This is a genomic window from Romboutsia sp. (genome assembly GCF_035470145.1).
Lineage (GTDB): Bacteria > Bacillota > Clostridia > Peptostreptococcales > Peptostreptococcaceae > Romboutsia_D.
This window is the reverse complement of record NZ_DATIRC010000016.1, coordinates 1-17,578: the sequence shown is the minus strand read 5'-3', so window position 1 is coordinate 17,578 and position 17,578 is coordinate 1. Positions and strand designations below refer to the sequence as shown.

Annotated in this window: 16 protein-coding genes; 12 read left to right on the top strand and 4 right to left on the bottom strand. The window is 26.8% G+C overall.

Annotated elements, in window-relative coordinates; translation table 11 throughout:
• The first annotated feature begins 370 nt into the window (after positions 1–370).
• Positions 371–541 (top strand): NlpC/P60 family protein, encoded by a 171-nt coding sequence (locus VLM92_RS00555; RefSeq protein WP_325274407.1) that lies wholly within the window; start codon positions 371–373, stop codon positions 539–541.
• Between the two features lie 187 nt (positions 542–728).
• Positions 729–2,804, top strand: coding sequence for a family 10 glycosylhydrolase (locus VLM92_RS00550; protein ID WP_325274406.1), 2,076 nt, complete (start codon positions 729–731; stop codon positions 2,802–2,804).
• Between the two features lie 67 nt (positions 2,805–2,871).
• Here VLM92_RS00550 and VLM92_RS00545 read toward each other — a convergent pair whose 3' ends face one another.
• Positions 2,872–3,852 carry an LCP family protein gene (locus tag VLM92_RS00545; RefSeq protein WP_325274405.1) on the bottom strand — a complete coding sequence of 327 codons (981 nt, stop codon included), beginning with the start codon at positions 3,850–3,852 and terminating at the stop codon, positions 2,872–2,874.
• A gap of 183 nt (positions 3,853–4,035) precedes the next feature.
• Here VLM92_RS00545 and VLM92_RS00540 point away from each other — a divergent pair, with 183 nt between their 5' ends.
• Together VLM92_RS00540 and VLM92_RS00535 are read left to right on the top strand one after the other, a co-directional pair.
• The gene (locus VLM92_RS00540; RefSeq protein WP_325274404.1) at positions 4,036–4,710 is read left to right on the top strand and encodes an RsiV family protein; all 675 of its coding nucleotides are present in this window, start codon (positions 4,036–4,038) and stop codon (positions 4,708–4,710) included.
• A gap of 15 nt (positions 4,711–4,725) precedes the next feature.
• Positions 4,726–5,247: an amidase domain-containing protein gene (locus tag VLM92_RS00535; protein ID WP_325274403.1), complete on the top strand. Its 522-nt coding sequence runs from the start codon at positions 4,726–4,728 to the stop codon at positions 5,245–5,247.
• A gap of 140 nt (positions 5,248–5,387) precedes the next feature.
• On the opposite strand, the gene VLM92_RS00530 is transcribed toward VLM92_RS00535, so the two are convergent.
• From VLM92_RS00530 to VLM92_RS00520, 3 genes are all read right to left on the bottom strand, one after another.
• Positions 5,388–6,563, bottom strand: coding sequence for a DHHW family protein (locus tag VLM92_RS00530; RefSeq protein ID WP_325274402.1), 1,176 nt, complete (start codon positions 6,561–6,563; stop codon positions 5,388–5,390).
• A 29-nt stretch (positions 6,564–6,592) separates the two neighbouring features.
• Positions 6,593–7,819: an MBOAT family O-acyltransferase gene (locus VLM92_RS00525; protein ID WP_325274401.1), complete on the bottom strand. Its 1,227-nt coding sequence runs from the start codon at positions 7,817–7,819 to the stop codon at positions 6,593–6,595.
• 273 nt (positions 7,820–8,092) lie between these two features.
• Positions 8,093–8,557: a DUF4358 domain-containing protein gene (locus tag VLM92_RS00520; RefSeq protein ID WP_325274400.1), complete on the bottom strand. Its 465-nt coding sequence runs from the start codon at positions 8,555–8,557 to the stop codon at positions 8,093–8,095.
• A gap of 224 nt (positions 8,558–8,781) precedes the next feature.
• Between VLM92_RS00520 and uppS the strand changes: the two genes are divergently transcribed.
• The 8 genes from uppS to ptsP all read left to right on the top strand — a co-directional run.
• Entirely contained in the window at positions 8,782–9,426 is a 645-nt protein-coding gene (uppS, locus tag VLM92_RS00515) for a polyprenyl diphosphate synthase (protein WP_325274399.1), read from the top strand.
• Between the two features lie 113 nt (positions 9,427–9,539).
• Positions 9,540–10,379 carry an N-acetylmuramoyl-L-alanine amidase gene (locus VLM92_RS00510; protein WP_325274398.1) on the top strand — a complete coding sequence of 280 codons (840 nt, stop codon included), beginning with the start codon at positions 9,540–9,542 and terminating at the stop codon, positions 10,377–10,379.
• Positions 10,380–10,631: 252 nt separating this feature from the next.
• On the top strand, positions 10,632–11,537 hold the full coding sequence (locus tag VLM92_RS00505) for a patatin-like phospholipase family protein (RefSeq protein WP_325274397.1): 906 nt from the start codon (positions 10,632–10,634) through the stop codon (positions 11,535–11,537).
• Positions 11,538–11,599: 62 nt separating this feature from the next.
• On the top strand, positions 11,600–13,339 hold the full coding sequence (locus VLM92_RS00500) for an Eco57I restriction-modification methylase domain-containing protein (RefSeq protein WP_325274396.1): 1,740 nt from the start codon (positions 11,600–11,602) through the stop codon (positions 13,337–13,339).
• Positions 13,340–13,491: 152 nt separating this feature from the next.
• Positions 13,492–13,836, top strand: a complete 345-nt coding sequence (locus VLM92_RS00495) for a hypothetical protein (protein ID WP_325274395.1) — start codon at positions 13,492–13,494, stop codon at positions 13,834–13,836.
• A 427-nt stretch (positions 13,837–14,263) separates the two neighbouring features.
• Positions 14,264–15,475 (top strand): patatin-like phospholipase family protein, encoded by a 1,212-nt coding sequence (locus tag VLM92_RS00490; protein ID WP_325274394.1) that lies wholly within the window; start codon positions 14,264–14,266, stop codon positions 15,473–15,475.
• A gap of 149 nt (positions 15,476–15,624) precedes the next feature.
• Positions 15,625–15,885 carry an HPr family phosphocarrier protein gene (locus VLM92_RS00485; protein WP_325274393.1) on the top strand — a complete coding sequence of 87 codons (261 nt, stop codon included), beginning with the start codon at positions 15,625–15,627 and terminating at the stop codon, positions 15,883–15,885.
• Positions 15,886–16,003: 118 nt separating this feature from the next.
• The coding region (gene ptsP / locus VLM92_RS00480) for a phosphoenolpyruvate--protein phosphotransferase (protein ID WP_325274392.1) at positions 16,004–17,578 on the top strand (1,575 nt) is incomplete at its 3' end.

Below are 17,578 nucleotides of genomic sequence, written 5' to 3'. Positions count from 1 at the left end.
CATATATTAAATTTTCCTTAAATTTACCTTTAAATCCACAGTTTAATCTTCTTTTTCATAAGTTTTATAGGCCCTTTCATGTTGGTGGTTTTATGTTATTATTACTTTAATATGAACATAAATATATGGACTATTTTTTTATCCAAATTTGAATGTTGCACTTAATATGGTAATCTATTATAAAAATAAAATGAGTAATAACTAGGTATATAGAATAATACAATAAAATGAAAATATTATAAAAAATCAGCTAAAGCTATGAATATAATTGAAAAATTGTTACAATTATATTGCAGATTTATGAGAGGTGAATTATGAGTATTCACCAAGTAAATATTGGAAAAATAGTTAATGAAAGTAATTTAAGCCAGTGGATTTAGTATTCTTCTCATCAACAGGAAACGGAATAACTCATGTTGTATTATACATAGATAATTCTAGTATAATACATTCTCTTAAGCTAGATTATAGCATCAAAATAGATAATATTAGCTCATCACACTATTCAAGCATTTACGTAACATCTAAAAATATATTGTAGTATATGAAGCAATAAATGGCAAATTTATTGCTTTTTTATTTTATAAATATTTAACATGTAAATTTATTATATTACTGATAAATTATGCTTTAATTACTATCAATTGACTAGTATATTATGTTTCTGTATAATTTAGATTAAGATAATTTGTAGAAAGTGCGCGAAATATAATTGATAAGGGGGAAATATGAAAAAAATAAAAGTACTTATATTATCATTAGTGATAATATTTACTACATTTAAGTTAGATACATTTGCTAATAATGATACTGAAATGAGGGCAGCTTGGATATCTACAGTTTATAATATCGATTGGCCTAGCACTAAAAATAATCCAACTGAGCAACAAAATGAATACGTCGAGTTATTAGACAAGTTAAAATCAGTAGGTATAAATACTGTAGTAGTACAAGTAAGACCTAAGGGAGATGCTTTATACAAGTCAAATATAAATCCATGGTCAGAGTACCTTACAGGAACTCAAGGTAAAGATCCAGGATATGATCCATTACCTTTCTTAATAGATGAGGCACATAAAAGAGGTATGGAGTTCCATGCATGGTTCAATCCTTATAGAGTGACTACAAGCACTACAGACTTAAACACTCTTGCAGAAAATCATCCAGCAAGATTACATCCAGATTGGGTAATTGAACATAAAAATGGTAGTTATCAAGCTTTAGCATACAATCCAGGATTACCTGAGGTTAGAAAACATATAGTGGATTCTGTAAGTGAAGTAGTAAGAAACTATGATATAGATGGAGTTCATTTTGATGATTATTTCTATAGAGATGGTATGAATGATGATGAAACATACAATATGTATGGAAATGGACAAGACAAAGATAGTTGGAGAAGAGAAAATGTTAATACTTTATTAAGAGAAACAAAAGCTTCTATAAAAAGTATTAACTCAAGTATAGAGTTTGGAGTAAGTCCGAGTGGTATATGGAGAAATATATCAAGTGATCCAACTGGATCTGATACTAGAGGTAATGAAAGTTATTCATCGAGTTTTGCAGATACAAGAGCTTGGATAAAACAAGGGCTTATTGATTATGTAGTACCTCAATTATATTGGACAATAGGATATTCACCTGCTGATTATTCTAAATTAGTTAGCTGGTGGTCAAATGAAGTTAAAGGGACTAATGTAGATTTATATATAGGACAAGGTATATATAGACAAGGCGAAAATGGTGATTTAAATATTGCTGATGAAATAAAACAACAAATAGCTTTAAATAGACAGTATAGTGATGTAAAAGGTAGTATGTATTTTTCAGCTAGAGACATTATAAGAAATACAAATCTTCAAAATGACATTACGGAACTTTATTCTATAAATATAAAACAACTACAAGGAAATGATAGATATGATACAGCAGCTAAGATAGGCCAAGAAGGATGGAAAACTGGTGCAGATACAGTTATACTAACAAATGGATATTCTGTGGTAGATGGGGTTACAGCAACGCCTCTTGCTACTTCTAACAATGCGCCAATTTTATTAGTAGAAAAAGGTAAAATACCTGATGTTACAAAAACAGAACTAAAAAGATTAAATCCTAAAAACTTAATAGTAATAGGTGGACAAAGTGTAGTTGAAGAAAAAGTAATAACTGATGCAAAGTCAATATTACCTGGTGTAGTTACAAAAAGAATAGGTGGTATAGATAGATATGAAACATCTTTATTAATAGCAAAAGAAATAAGCACATTAGTACCTATAAATAAAGTATACGTAACTGGTGGTTATGGTGAAGCAGACTCACTTTCTATAGCATCTAAGGCTGGAGAAGAAAAACAACCAATAATATTAGCTCAAAAAGAAAGTATTACTAATGATATATATAATTGGTTAAAGAGTAAAAATTTAGAAGATGCTTATTTTATAGGTGGAAGTCAGGTTTTATCAGATAAGGTAATAGAAAAAATAAATACAGTAACTTCTAAGAGTGTATTAAATAATAGAGTATATGGAAATGACAGACAAGAAACAAATGCTAAAGTTATAGAAAAGTTTTATCCGAACAGTACCTATAATTCAGTATTAGTTACAAAGAGTAATCCATTAGTAGATGCATTAACAGCAGGTCCGTTAGCTGCTAAAATAAATTCTCCTATAGTTATATTAGGAAGTGGAGTAAGCCCTCTTCAAAATAGTATATTACAAACTAAGAGTACAGGATTAGTATATCAAGTTGGTGGTGAAATAAATCAAACTGCCTTTAATAAAATTATAGATCTATTAAAATAATTAAAAAGACTATAGAAATTGGAAAGTTCAATATCTATAGTCTTTACTATTTTTAATTTATTATTTGCTATATATTTGGGTTATCAGCAGGCATTATATTCATAAATATAAAATCATGTAATATTTCTAAAGAATCTGGATCAAACTGAAGAACCCATCCAGTATTACCACCTAAATTTCCACCAGTACTATGGATTCCATCATCTATAGGGAATTCCATTTGTTTTAACTCAAGGTTTCCAATACTTAAAACTTTACTACCTAACCCTATTATTTGAGTAGGTTGCATATTTGTTTTAACATAAGGAAGTATAGTATCAACTAAACTAGGGTACTTAGTTATAGGTAAATCCTTAACTCCATTTATTAAACCTTGTATAACATTTCTTTGCCTTCTATCTCTTTCTAAAGCAGAGTCATTTTTTCTTATACGAGAATATGATAATAGTTGGTACCCATTAAGTTTTTGTACACCAGAATAGTTAATATATTCTATGTTGCCCTTGTTTGGATTTTCACTCCAATTATAAGTTTCTGGAATAAACTTATTCATTTCCCTTATTTCGCCTTGTTTAACTTCAACTTCAACTCCACCTAAAGTATCAACTATATCCATAAAAGAATAGAAATCAACGGTAGCATAGTCTTGTATATCTAACTCAAAGTTCTTTTCTATAGTTTCAATTAATAAACTTTCTTGCCCATAAACATAAGCATGAGTAAGTTTTTGTTTACCATGTCCAGGAATATCAACATAAGTATCACGAGCTAAAGATGTAAGTTTAAGACTTTTATTCTTACCATCTATAGTAAGTATCATCATAGCATCAGATCTTGAATTTTTTTCTCCAGGTCTACCATCAGTACCCATTAATAGTATATTTGTAATTCCATTTTCATTTCTGTAATCATTGCTATTTAAGATATTTTGGTCAACACCAGAGTCATGTATTCCTTTTAACTTAAAATATACATATCCAAAAGTAGCAGCAGGAAATGCTATAACTAATATAGCTAAAAATATAACTAGCTTTTTTAATTTCGACAAAATAATCTCCTCTTTTCTATTTTTTTCAAATAATATACTTATTATATTAGACTATTCCAATATATTCAATACTATATAGATTACAAAAAAAATACAATATAGCGTTATTCAATAATATATAACAAAATATATTTTCTATTCATATTAAGTAATATAGACAAATATGAATAGGAGGGTTAGCAGATGCTATCCATTTATAAAAAAATTATGGAAGAAAATGATAGTTTAGTAAGGTGTAGTCTAAATTATCCAGTTATCAAAGAACAAGAATGCGAAGGAAATATAATACAAATTATAAATCAATTAATATATGAAGATATAATATCGTTTAAAGATGTAGTAAAACATGAATTAGGTAATAAAATATTTAGGTTAATCGACTATGTATATCATGCAATAACAGAATATAGAATAACCTTTAATAAAAATGATATTGTGAGTATACCTATAGAATTCTCACAACTGATAGGATTATACGATATAACCTATGTAAATTCATATAATTTTGATATAAGCTTAGGAAAGTATATAAATCTAAGTGATATTTTTGATACTAGTATAAATTATATAGATATAATAAATGAAAAATTATCAAATAAAGTTAGTTACATGCTAAATAAGTATAAACATGATTGTTGCGAAAAAGTATATGAACAAGAAAAGTTTGAAGGTATTTATGATAATCAAACATTTTATATAGAAGAAGATGGAATAGTTATATGTTTTTCTAGTTATGAAATGAGTAAAAATATTTCTCATTTAATAGAGTTTAAACTTCTATTTTCAGATTATATAGATTATCTAAGTAAATACACTATTAATAATATATGGAGATATAACGATAATGTTACGTACTAAGAGGGAGTAGGGAATATGAAACAATTACAAGAATATGATAGAGAAAAAGCAGTATCATATGCTAGGAAATGGGCATTGTCATACAATCCTGCATATGCTAATTATGAAAACTATGGAGGAGATTGTACTAATTATATATCACAATGTTTAAGAGCTGGTAATATACCTCTAGATACTAGTGGAGAGCATGTGCTTAAAAAGTGGTATTGGTATAATGAAAACTCTAGAACACCAACATGGACAGCAGCAGAGCCTTTTTATAAGTATATAATAGGAAATAACAAAGAAAATACTCAAAACTTTGGAATATACGCAAGGTTAGCAGCTTATAATGAGTTAGAATTAGGTGACATTGTACAATTGGTTTATGAAGGTGGTGCTTATCACAATATGATAATTACAGATATCATATTAGAGGGAGAATATCTACAGGACTATCTAATATGTCAGCATACTTATAACCTTTTAGATTACCCATTGAGTTTAAAAGAGGGTCAAAAAAGATATATAAAAATATTAGGGTATTATAATTGGTAATTAAAATGAATGTAAGTAAATCAAATGATTGGATTGAAAAATAACCTATAAAATAATCTTTATAAAAAGGATAATTCGATAGGTTATTTTTCAGATTAAGAATCTATAATTTATATGGCTTTAGACGAGTAATATGTAATTTAAAAATTCTTATAAATATCAGCTGAACTAAAAGTTTGTATATTGCTAATAAATAAAACTCTATTAATACCTTTATTTTTTGATAAATAATCTTCAACATCGATATTATAATATCTAGGGTCAATGACATGAATCTTCTTGTAATCAGAAGTTAAAAAAGGTATAAAACTATGGGCATAAGAGTCCTTAAAAATTAAAATTTCATCATTGCTATTAGTATTACCTTCTATAAAAGCAAAAGCAGGATCACCATGAAGGAAGTACTGATATTTATTTTTTATTTTTAATTTATCTTTTGCATAAAGGGTATCAAATTCTTTATCAAAATCAATGGAAATTTTAAAGTTATTAAAATTCTCATAAGCATAAATTGTATCTCCTTTAATTTGAGGAAGCAAAGTCTTAGAATAATATGTACCATAGAAATCTTTAGACACTTCTTTATAATTGCTATCAGATAATAAATTAATTGAAGAGGTACTTCCATACATATCTTCATAAGCTATTCTAGCTCCTAGTTGTGTCCAGTGGTGATCAGTATTAAAATATATAGGTATGTTCTTGTATTTATTTAAAATATCATAGGGACTATAAAAATTCAAAGTAGGAGAAACTTCCTTAGTAGAAGTATAATTAATTCTACTAAGTATATCGATTTGAGCCTTTATATAGTTTAAAGCAGTCTTTTGATTATCGGTCATAGCCCAAGAAGGAAGCTCTTCATCATAAAAAGCTATAGAAGTAGGAATAACCATAAGTGTAGACTTAATACCGTACTTATTATATAAAAATTTTGAGAATTTTGTTGCCTGGGAAATATTTTTGTCTATTATATTTTGTCTAAAAGTAAATTTTTCCATAAGACGATTATTTTTGCCTATATAAATGTCTCTAAACTTTCTATTTCCTACAATATAGTTGTAATAATTTTTTAGCTTCAAAAAATCGCTTCTCAAAGGAAACTGATCAGCACTATATTTATCAAAATCAGTCATGAAGTTTTTATCAGTTATATCTTTAAAATTTAACTTAGGTAAAGGAGTAAGTATTTTATTTTCAATTTCGCTTATTTTTTTATCTGGAGCAGATAAAGTCACAATTGGAATTATAAAAATAAATCCAAAGAAAAATATTATAGTCATGTATTTTAACAAACTGTTATTATTAATATTCATAAAATCACCTCCAAATTGTAAGTAAAAATTTAAAATCTAAAATATAAAAATGGATTAAAAGAAACATCTATTAAAAATGCTGTAGAAAGAGTTAATCCTAGTATTAAAGTGATAAACCTTAAGTATTTATATTTATCTAAAATATTTTTTATAATAGGAGTGCAAGCTACAATGGATAAAGCAATTAATAAAATATTAGGGATTAGATAATAATAGAATGATTTATCAAATGAAAACTTAGTTATATTAAACATAGAACTTAAATAATTAAAAATTTCTTTTATATCAGTTATATCGAAAATAACGAAACTTATTATAATTAAAAAAATTACATAAAGATGGTTTAATAATTTTGGCAGTTTTTTTAGGAAATTTAATAAGAATAGTTTTTCTAAAACTAAAATAACTCCGAAGTAAAGTCCCCACAATATAAAGTTAAAACTAGCACCGTGCCATAGACCAGTTAGAAACCAAACTACGAATATATTAAAGAACCATCTACCCTTTGAGCATCTATTTCCACCTAATGGTATATACACATAATCTCTAAACCAAATCCCAAGTGATATATGCCATCTTCTCCAAAATTCTGTAATAGATTTTGATATATAGGGAAAGTTGAAGTTTTCTAAAAAATTAAATCCAAAAATTTTACCAAGTCCTATAGCCATATCAGAATATCCAGAGAAATCAAAATAAATTTGTAAAGTGAAGCAAGTGATACCTAGCCAAGCTGTAGCACTAGATAAAGTTGTATAGGGGGTTGATTTAATATTAAACCAAATAATACCTAGATTATTAGCTAATATAACTTTTTTAGAAAGTCCTATTATAAATCTATAAATACCCTCATAAATTTTATCTATACTATGTTTTCTATGATTTAGTTGAGAATATATATCCGAATATCTTACAATAGGACCAGCAACTAGTTGTGGAAATAGTGATACGAAAGTTCCTAAGGAAATAATATCTTTTGAAACAGGAGCTTCATTTCTATAAATATCTATAGTGTAAGATAATGTTTGAAACGTATAAAAACTAATTCCAATAGGTAGACTCATATGTAATAAATCAAATTTAGTATTTAAAGTATTATTCAATATAGAAATTACAAAATCGCTATATTTAAAGAATCCTAATAAACTTAAATTTAAAACTATAGAACAAATTAATGCTAATTTGGATTTAAAAGTACCTCTATACCTATCTATTATCAAGGCATTTGTATAATCAACAATGCATGAAAATAACATAACAAATATATAAATAGGTTCACCCCAAGCATAAAAAATCAAACTGAAAATTAATAGAGTTAGGTTCTTTAGTTTATAAGGAGATAAAAAATAGCAAAATAGTACTGATGGCAAAAAGTAAAATAAAAAAGTTATACTACTAAAAACCAAAATATCACCAACTTTCAATATATATTTAACTATAATAAAAGACCTTTTATAATAAAAGGTCTTTTATATCAAAGGAAGTCCTAGGTACAGGTATACTTTTCAGTAAATTTGTTATGTAATTTATTACTCAATAACTTCTAAAATTTTTGATTCTATGTCCTTAGCATTAGGAGTAGCTATAAAGTAAACATAGTTTCCCTTACTTTCTAATATAGAATTGCTTACAGCTTCTGCATTTTCAGGTCCACCATACCCCTCAGCAAACATATTTAGAGCATTTTTTTTATAATCTTCTATAGCTTGTTTTACTTTCTCTACATCATCAGTTTTAACTACAAACACATCTTGTAATTTAATGTTTATCATAGCTTGTAAAGCGAATCCTTCTGTAATGTTATCTTTAATATTTTCAAAAACGTAGAATTCTTTTGCATCTACTTCAGACAGCGGTTGAAGTGGTAGAAGATTTTCGTTATTAATTGCAGCTTTAATATCTTCAACAGGAATATCTTTTACTTTATCTTTAGAAGAACAACCAACAGCACCTAAAGCAAAGATAAGTGTAAATAATACTAATATTTTTTTCATGATAACCTCCATATAATTAACCGATAAGCTCAAAGTAATTGTATAAGCAACAGACCTACTTCCGAAGATCATTTGAGCTACTGGCAATAATTATATACTAGTCTACTATTAAAAGATATAAAAATCAATGTGAAAATAGTAATAATGTGACTATATTATTTAGAAAAAAGAGAGTAATATTTCTAAAAAATGTAAATAATGCTAAAAGAAAGAGGTGAAAATATATGAGAATACCAAAACATGTAGGTATTATACCTGATGGAAACAGAAGATGGGCTCAAAATCAAGGTATGACAAAAGAAAAAGGATACGATAGTGGCTTAGATCCAGGTCTTGATGCATATAGAAAATGCAGAGATATGGGAGTTGAGGAAGTAACATTTTATGGGTTTACTACTGATAATGCAAAACGACCATCATATCAAACAGAAGCTTTTACAAAAGCATGTGTAGAAGCAGCAAACAGGTTAGTTAAAGAAGGAGCAGCACTATTAGTAATGGGAAATACTAACTCACCAATGTTTCCTAAAGAATTACTACCATATACAAAGAGAATAGAAGCTAAACCAGGTCAAATAAAGGCTAATTTATTAGTGAACTATGGATGGCATTGGGACTTAAATACACTAGCAGATGCTGATAAGGTAAATAAAAATAATATACAAGAATATATACAATCATTTGATATTTCTAGATTAGACTTAATAATAAGATGGGGTGGAAGAAGACGTTTAAGCGGATTTTTACCAGTTCAATCTATTTATGCAGATTTTTATGTTATAGATGAGTATTGGCCAGATTTTAATGAAAATCATATGTGTGATGCTTTTAATTGGTATAATGAGCAAGATGTTACACTTGGTGGATAGAAAATAAAGAAATAGTAAAACTTATATGTTAAAATATTGAAATTTACCTTTCTGGATGATAAAATAAAATACATATATTAATGTAATTAAATTAATCTCAGAAAGGTATAAAAATGTCATATAAAAAAAATCCCAATAATAGATGTAGAAGCACTAGATTAAAAAAAAGAAAATTAAATAAGAAAAAGTTAGTGCTACTAATTTGTGTTATAGGTGTATTTATATTTGGCATAAATAAAGCAGCATTAGGTGTTTCACAAGTTGTAAAAAATATAGATAATATGAAAAAACAAGAAATTGAAAAACAAAAAGTATTAGAATCTGAGAAACAATTCAACATAGAAGAAGAACAAAAAGATGGACTAGATAAAAAATATACAGTATTGATAGATCCTGGTCATGGAGGAAAAGATCCGGGAAATCTAGGATACAGTAGTAAGAAAAAGGACAAAACTATAAATTCATATGAAAAAGATTTAACACTAGAAATTTCAAAAAAAGTAGCAGGTAAATTATCTAACCAAAATGATGTCCAAGTAGTGATAACAAGATCAGAAGATAAATTTGTAAGTCTGGAAGACAGAACTAAAATGGCAAATAGTCAAGAAGTAGATGCCTTAGTGTCAATACATATGAATGCAGAGACTGTAGGAAATACAGCTTATGGTATAGAAACTTATTATAGGTCAGGAGCAACAGACAAATCTCAGGTGCTTGCTAAAGTAGTTCAAGAGACTATAGGGTCCTATATTAAGATTAGAGATAGAGGAGTAAAAGAAGATATATTCCAACTTCTAAGGGATACTAAGATGCCAGCAATATTAGTTGAATGTGGATTTATAACTAACGAAAAAGAAGAACAAAAACTATTAGATGAGCAATATCAAAATCAACTAGCAGAAGGAATCTCTCAGGGGGTATTAGTATTTTTAGATGAACATGCGTCACAATAAAAAATCTAAATACATTTAATCAAGTTATGACTAATTATTTATAATTAGTCATTTTTGCTATAGATAAATTTAAGTTAGCAAATGAAGTAGTTCAAGAATAGGTATTTTCTAAGCATATTGAAATAGATGTGTATAAGAATCTTCTAAAAGAAAATAAAGTTGCAACAATGTAAAAAAATAGGATGGAAACATCCTATTTTTTTATGCATAAATATACACTAAAGCAAAATTCTAAATATGGAGGTAGAAAAAATGGAAGAATCTACTTTTAATATTATAACCTTTGATGGAGGTGGATTAAGAGGGGCTTTAAGTATTGGTATTTTTGAACGTATACAAAGAGAAATTCCGGATATTATAAGAACGACTAATTTATTAGGAGGAACATCTACAGGTAGTTTAATAGCTTTAGGATTAGCCTATGGAGTAAGTTGTAATGAAATTAAAGAATTGTATTCTATAGAAAAATCAAAGTATATATTTAGTAAATCTTACTCAGAAGTATTAAGACCTAAATATAATAATGATAATTTAAAAGAAATATTGTTAAGTATATTTCCGGAAGACTTAAAGCTTAAAGATTTAGGAAAATTAGTAGTAATACCTAGTTTTTATATAGGCAGTGAAACTAGTTCATGGAAGCCTATTTTTTATAATAATATACCTAACTCATCTACAGAAAATGCAAGGGTAGTAGATGTAGCTATGTCAAGTAGTGCAGCACCGGTGTTTTTTCCAACATATAAAAATCATGTAGATGGAGGAATAATGGCAACAGATCCTAGCTTAGCTTGTATTGTGTATGCAATGGGAAAAGAATTAGGTAAAAGTTGTGATAATATGAGACTTTTATCACTAGGAACAGGATATAATTCTAATAGCATAAAACAAGATACAACCTCTTGGGGTGCTGTGGATTGGATAGTTAGTAAAAATCCTGATTTTCCGATCATATCGATAACTTTAGAAGGCAATTCTGGAATGAGTCAAATTTTTTCACAAAAATTATTAGAAGATAATTATAATCGAGTAAATCCAAGAATTGATAGAGATATAGGACTGGATGATTGTGATGCATTGAATTATCTAATTGATATGTCCGAAAGTTACGATATAGAGGATGTTATAAAGTGGATGAAAGAAAAATGGAATAAATAGTAAAATTATATGTGATATAATTAACTTGGGATTAAGATGTTTATCATATTTGGAGGGGAAATATGGAATTAAACTTAGGGAGTATTAAAAGTGATAATTTTCTAGTATCAAAAAACTATGAGAATAGTTTAGATATTATTACTAAACAAACAAAGGGGATTTACTATACACCAAAGATTGTAGTGCAATATATTATGGAAAAGACTTTAAAAAAACATGATATAGTAAAAAATCCGTATCCAAAAATATTAGATATATCTTGTGGATGCGGTAATTTTTTATTAGAAGCATATGACATTATATATGATTTAATAGCAAATAATATATATGAGTTAAAAGAAAAATATGGAGAAGTATATTGGAAAACTGATAATATACACAACCATATAATAAGTAATTGTATTTATGGAGCGGATATAGATAAGGATGCTATAGAAATTTTAATAAAAAGTTTACAAAAGAAAGATAAAAATGCTGTTATAGAAAAATTGAATTTATATTGTTGTGACAGCCTAAAAAAAGAATGGGAAGAAAAGTTTGACTATATAGTAGGAAATCCACCGTATGTAGGACATAAGAAGTTAGATAATAACTATAAAGAATTTTTAATGAAAGAATATAATCAAGTTTACAAAGATAAATCAGATTTATACTATTGCTTTTATAAAAAAATTATAGAGCTTTTAAATGAGAATGGAATAAGTAGTATAATAACACCTAGATATTTTTTAGAAAGCCCATCAGGAAAAAGTTTAAGAAACTATATAAAGCATAATATTTGTATAGAAGAAATTGTAGATTTTTTAGGATGTAGTATATTTAAAAATATAGGTATTTGTAGTTGCATAGTTACTTTAAATAAAGCTTTAAAAACTAATAATAATATAGAAATTTTTAAAATTGTAAATGAGGGTATAAACTTAGGAAATATAGATAATATAAAAAATTTAGTAAAAAGCGATAAATTTGAACATTTTAGTGTTAATCAAGATACTCTAGGAGATGAGTGGATAATAGTAAACAAAAACGATGAATTATTTTATAATAAGATTCAAGCGAAAGGTAAATATAAATTAGAAGATATAGCAATTAGTTTCCAAGGAATAATAACAGGGTGTGATAAAGCATTTATATTAAATAAAGAAGATGAAATAATAAAAAATATAAATAATAACCTTTTAAAACCTTGGGTAAAAAATAAAAATATAAGCCAATATATAGTAAAAGATAGTGAGTATAGTTTGATTTATTCAAATGATATAGATGATGAAAGTAAATATCATACTGAAATAAATGAATTTATAGGTAGATATAAAAATAAACTATCGCAAAGAAGAGAATGTAAAAAAAATATTCGGAAATGGTATGAACTTCAATGGGGTAGGGAAAAATATTTATTTGAACAAGTAAAAATAATGTATCCTTATAAATGCGGTGAAAATAGATTTGCTATAGATTATGATAATAATTTCTGTAGTGCAGATGTATACTCTTTTTATATCAAAGAAGAGTATACAAAAGAGTTTTCTTATGAATATTTAGTAGGAATTTTAAATTCAAAGGTATATGATAAATATTTTAAAATGACTGCAAAAAAAATAAGTAGAAAACTTTATGACTATTATCCAAATAAAGTTATGAAAATGAATATATTTAAAGATTATAATTATGAAAAAATAGAAGATTTATCTAAAACTATAATAGAAAGATTAAAGTATAGTGAAGATGATGATGTACAAAATTTAAAAAAGAAAATAGATGAGTTAATAGAACAGTCTTTAGATGTTCAATCACTAATATAGCCTTGTAGTCATATAATTATAAAAAAGTATTCTTTAGAGACTTTTTAGATAACTTTTTGGAAATGTATGTATGGAAATTATATTTATATAAAACTATAAATTAAAGATGATTTCCGATGCATTATAAAAGACGATTTTAAGGGGGCAATATTATGATTAATGTGAGAATATCTGAAGGTGAAAAAATTGTATATGTAGAAGTAAGTGGTTATATAACTAGTAATGAAGCTAAAAAATTTTTAAATGAGTATAAGCAAATGACAAGACAAATTAGAAGTGCTCAGTATAGATTAGTAGTTACACCATCTATATTTGAATGTGAAAATAACGAAGATTTAAGAATGATATGTATGTCTTTTTTTAAAAATGGATATAAAAAGATGTACTTAGTAGATCCGAATAATTATATAATGGGAATAATGAACCTAGGAAAATTAGAGCAAAAGCTATTTAATAAATCAGTTAAAGTTATAAGATCAGTTAAGGAAATAAGATAAAATAGTGCAAGGCTAGTTTATATTAATTATGACAAAATTTTATTTTAAGATTTTAAAGAATGATTTTTAAAAATTATATGAATGGAAATTATATTCATGGATAATTTAAAACTGAGATCATTTATTAAATAATTATAAAAAAATTAAAAGATATATACTTTTTTAGCGATTTTATGATAAAATATATTTAAATTTGTAGAAATAATTAGAAAATTAAATATAAATCTCTAAAATTAAATTTAAATAAAGTTTATATTTCGACTTGAAAAACAAAACAAATTGTAATATATTTAATAAAGGAATTTATAATAATCTTTTCTTAATTTATAAATATATTTAAATGATTTTATAGATTAGGAAATCGAATTTTTAAAAAAATGTGTTGCTAAAAAATATATATCTTTCATGTTAAAAACAGGTGATAAATATGAAAGGTTTAGTATTAGAAGGTGGAGGAACAAAGGGTGCGTATCAAATAGGTGCCTACAAAGCCTTAAGAGATTTAGGATTAGAGTTTCAAGGAGTAACAGGAACTTCAATAGGAGCATTAAATGGTGCATATATACTACAAAATGATATTGAGGTTATGGAAGATATTTGGTTAACTTATGACTATACTCATTTTATGAATATTGATGAGGAAAGTTATGAAAAGTATAAAAATATAGATTTTACTGCAAAAAACTTTAATGCTGTAATAGAACTTATAAATAAAGCTAGAAAGAATGAAGGAATTGATATAAGTCCATTAAGACAACTTCTACAGAAAACTTTAAATGAAGACTCTATAAGAAAATCGAATAAAGATTTTGGATTAGTAACCGTTTATTGGGATAAAAAAATCAATCCACATACTTTATATTTAGAAAATATACCTACGGGTAGATTAATAGATTACTTAATAGCAAGTTCAAGTTTACCAATTTTCAAACTTGATAGGATGGATGAAAAGCTTTATTTAGACGGAATGTTTTTTGATAATATGCCAATAAGTCTTTTAGAAAGTAAAGGTTATACAGATATTGTTGTAATTAGATTAATAGATGACTTTTTTGGAAAAATAAATTTAAATAAGCATCAAGATATAAATGTAAAAACTATAATTCCTTCAGAGTACCTAGGAGGATCTTTGAATAAAGATAAAGATAATGTACAGAAAAATATAAGTTTAGGTTATCTAGATGCTATGAAATCATATTGTAGATATGAAGGAATTAAATACTACTTTAATGCAGATTATAAATTTGATGAAAAATATTGTTTTGATAAATTTAGAAGGATGAGCAAAGAAACTATAGAAAATATGTCTAATTTATTAGCAATAAAGAAGGAACCTTCTCTTAGAACTTTAATGGAAAGTATAATTCCTAGAGTTGGAGAAATATTAAACTTAAATAAAGACTTTTCATATAAAGATTTATTTTATTGTATATATGAAAAAAAACTTGAGGAAAATCATATAAATAGAATAAAATTATATGATTTTAATAAAGTTGTAGATACTATAAATAAAAATATAAATAGTAATAAAAACTTAACATTAAACTTTGAAACTAAACCTATTATATCTTTGCAAAAAAATAAAATGTCAAAAATTTTGACAAATTATTTCATAAAAGATTTTAAAAATCAAAGTTAGCTTAATTATTCTTTTAGTGGGACAAAAAATGCACCGGCGGACAAAAATGGAACAGCTGTCCAAAAAAGGAATTTTAAGTAAATTAACATTAATTATTAGCTAATAAAGTAAATAAAATACTTTAAGAATAAATTTATTGGAGGTTCAAAATGGAAAAAATAGTAAGTATAAGAAATGCAAGTGGATTACATGCTAGACCAGCAGGAATGTTCGTTAAGAAAGCTGCTGAATTCAAGTCTACAGTTGAAGTAAAAGCTAAAGGAAAAACTGTAAATGCTAAGTCAATAATGGGTATAATGAGTTTAGGATTAGCTCAAGGAGATGAGTTAACAGTTGTTGCTAATGGTGAAGACCAAGAAGCTGCTGTAGCTGCATTAGTTGAATTAGTTGAAGGTGGATTTGGAGAATAATATTCACTCGATTTAGAAATATTGATAAACCTCGGTTTATACCGAGGTTTTGTTTGATATAAATTAACTTTAAATATATATAATTTGAATTACAATAAAGTGTTAGGAGGGAGTACCCATGTACAAAGGAACAGGAGCATCTCCTGGAATTGCTCTAGGAAAAGCATTAGTAGTTGAACATAGTGAATTAGTTATAGAAAAAAGAAATATAGAAAACATCGAAGAAGAAGTAGCTAAATTACAAAATGCTGTTGAAATATCGAGAGAAGAATTAACTAAGGTTAAGGAAAAAGCTTTCAAAGAATTAGGCGAACATGAAGCTGAAATATTTGAAGCACATTTATTAGTTTTAGCTGACCCTGAATTAGTAGATTCTGCTATAGCTAAAATAAGAGATGAAAAAGTAAATGCTGACTTTGCTTTAAATGAAATAAAAGAAATGTTTGTGTCAATGTTTGAATCTATGGATAATGAGTATATGAGAGAAAGAGCCGCTGACATAAAGGATGTTACAAACAGGGTACTTAGACATATATTAGGTATTAAAATTGTTGATTTAGCAGGACTTGATGAAGAAGTAGTATTAATAGCACACGACTTAACTCCATCAGATACAGCTACGATGAACAAGAAAATGGTATTAGGATTCTTAACTGATATAGGAGGAAGAACTTCTCATACGGCTATAATGGCTAGAACGTTAGAAATAGCTGCAGTTGTAGGTTTAACTGATATAACTTCAAAGGTTAAGGATGGAGATTATATAGTATTCAATGGTGATACTGGTGAAGTTATAGTAAATCCAGATGAAGAAACTAAGGCTAAATACCAATCATTAAAAAATGAATTTGAAGAATACAGAAAATCTTTAGAATTATTAAAAGGAAAATCTTCTGTAACTTTAGATGGAAGGCATGTTGAATTAGCTGGAAACATAGGAAGTCCTAATGATGTAGAAGGATTAATAAAAAATGATGCTGAAGGTGTTGGTCTTTATAGAACAGAGTTCTTATACATGGATAAGGAAGACGAATTCCCAACAGAAGAAGAACAATATGAAGCATATAAAGCTGTACTTGAAGGAATGAACGGAAAACCTATAGTAATAAGAACATTAGATATAGGTGGAGATAAGGAATTACCATATTTCCAAATGGATCATGAAATGAACCCATTCTTAGGATATAGAGCAATAAGATTATGTTTAGATAGAACTGATATATTCAAAACTCAATTAAGAGCTTTATACAGAGCAAGTGTTCATGGAAAATTAAGAATAATGTTCCCAATGATATCTTCATTAGAAGAATTATTAGCTGCTAAAGAAGTTATCAAAGAAGTATTAGCAGAGATGGATGCTCAGGGGATAGCTTATGCAGATGATGTAGAAGTAGGTATGATGATAGAAATACCATCTGCTGCTATTATATCAGATGTGTTAGCTAAGCATGTAGACTTCTTCTCAATAGGAACTAATGACTTAATACAATATACTTGTGCAGTCGATAGAATGAATCAAAAAATAAGTCATCTTTACAACCAATTCAACCCAGCTGTACTAAGACTTATAAAGATGGTAATAGACAATGCTCATAAAGAAGGAAAGTGGGCAGGAATGTGTGGAGAATCTGCAGGAGATTCAAGAATGATACCAATACTTCTTGGTATGGGTCTTGATGAGTTCTCTATGAGT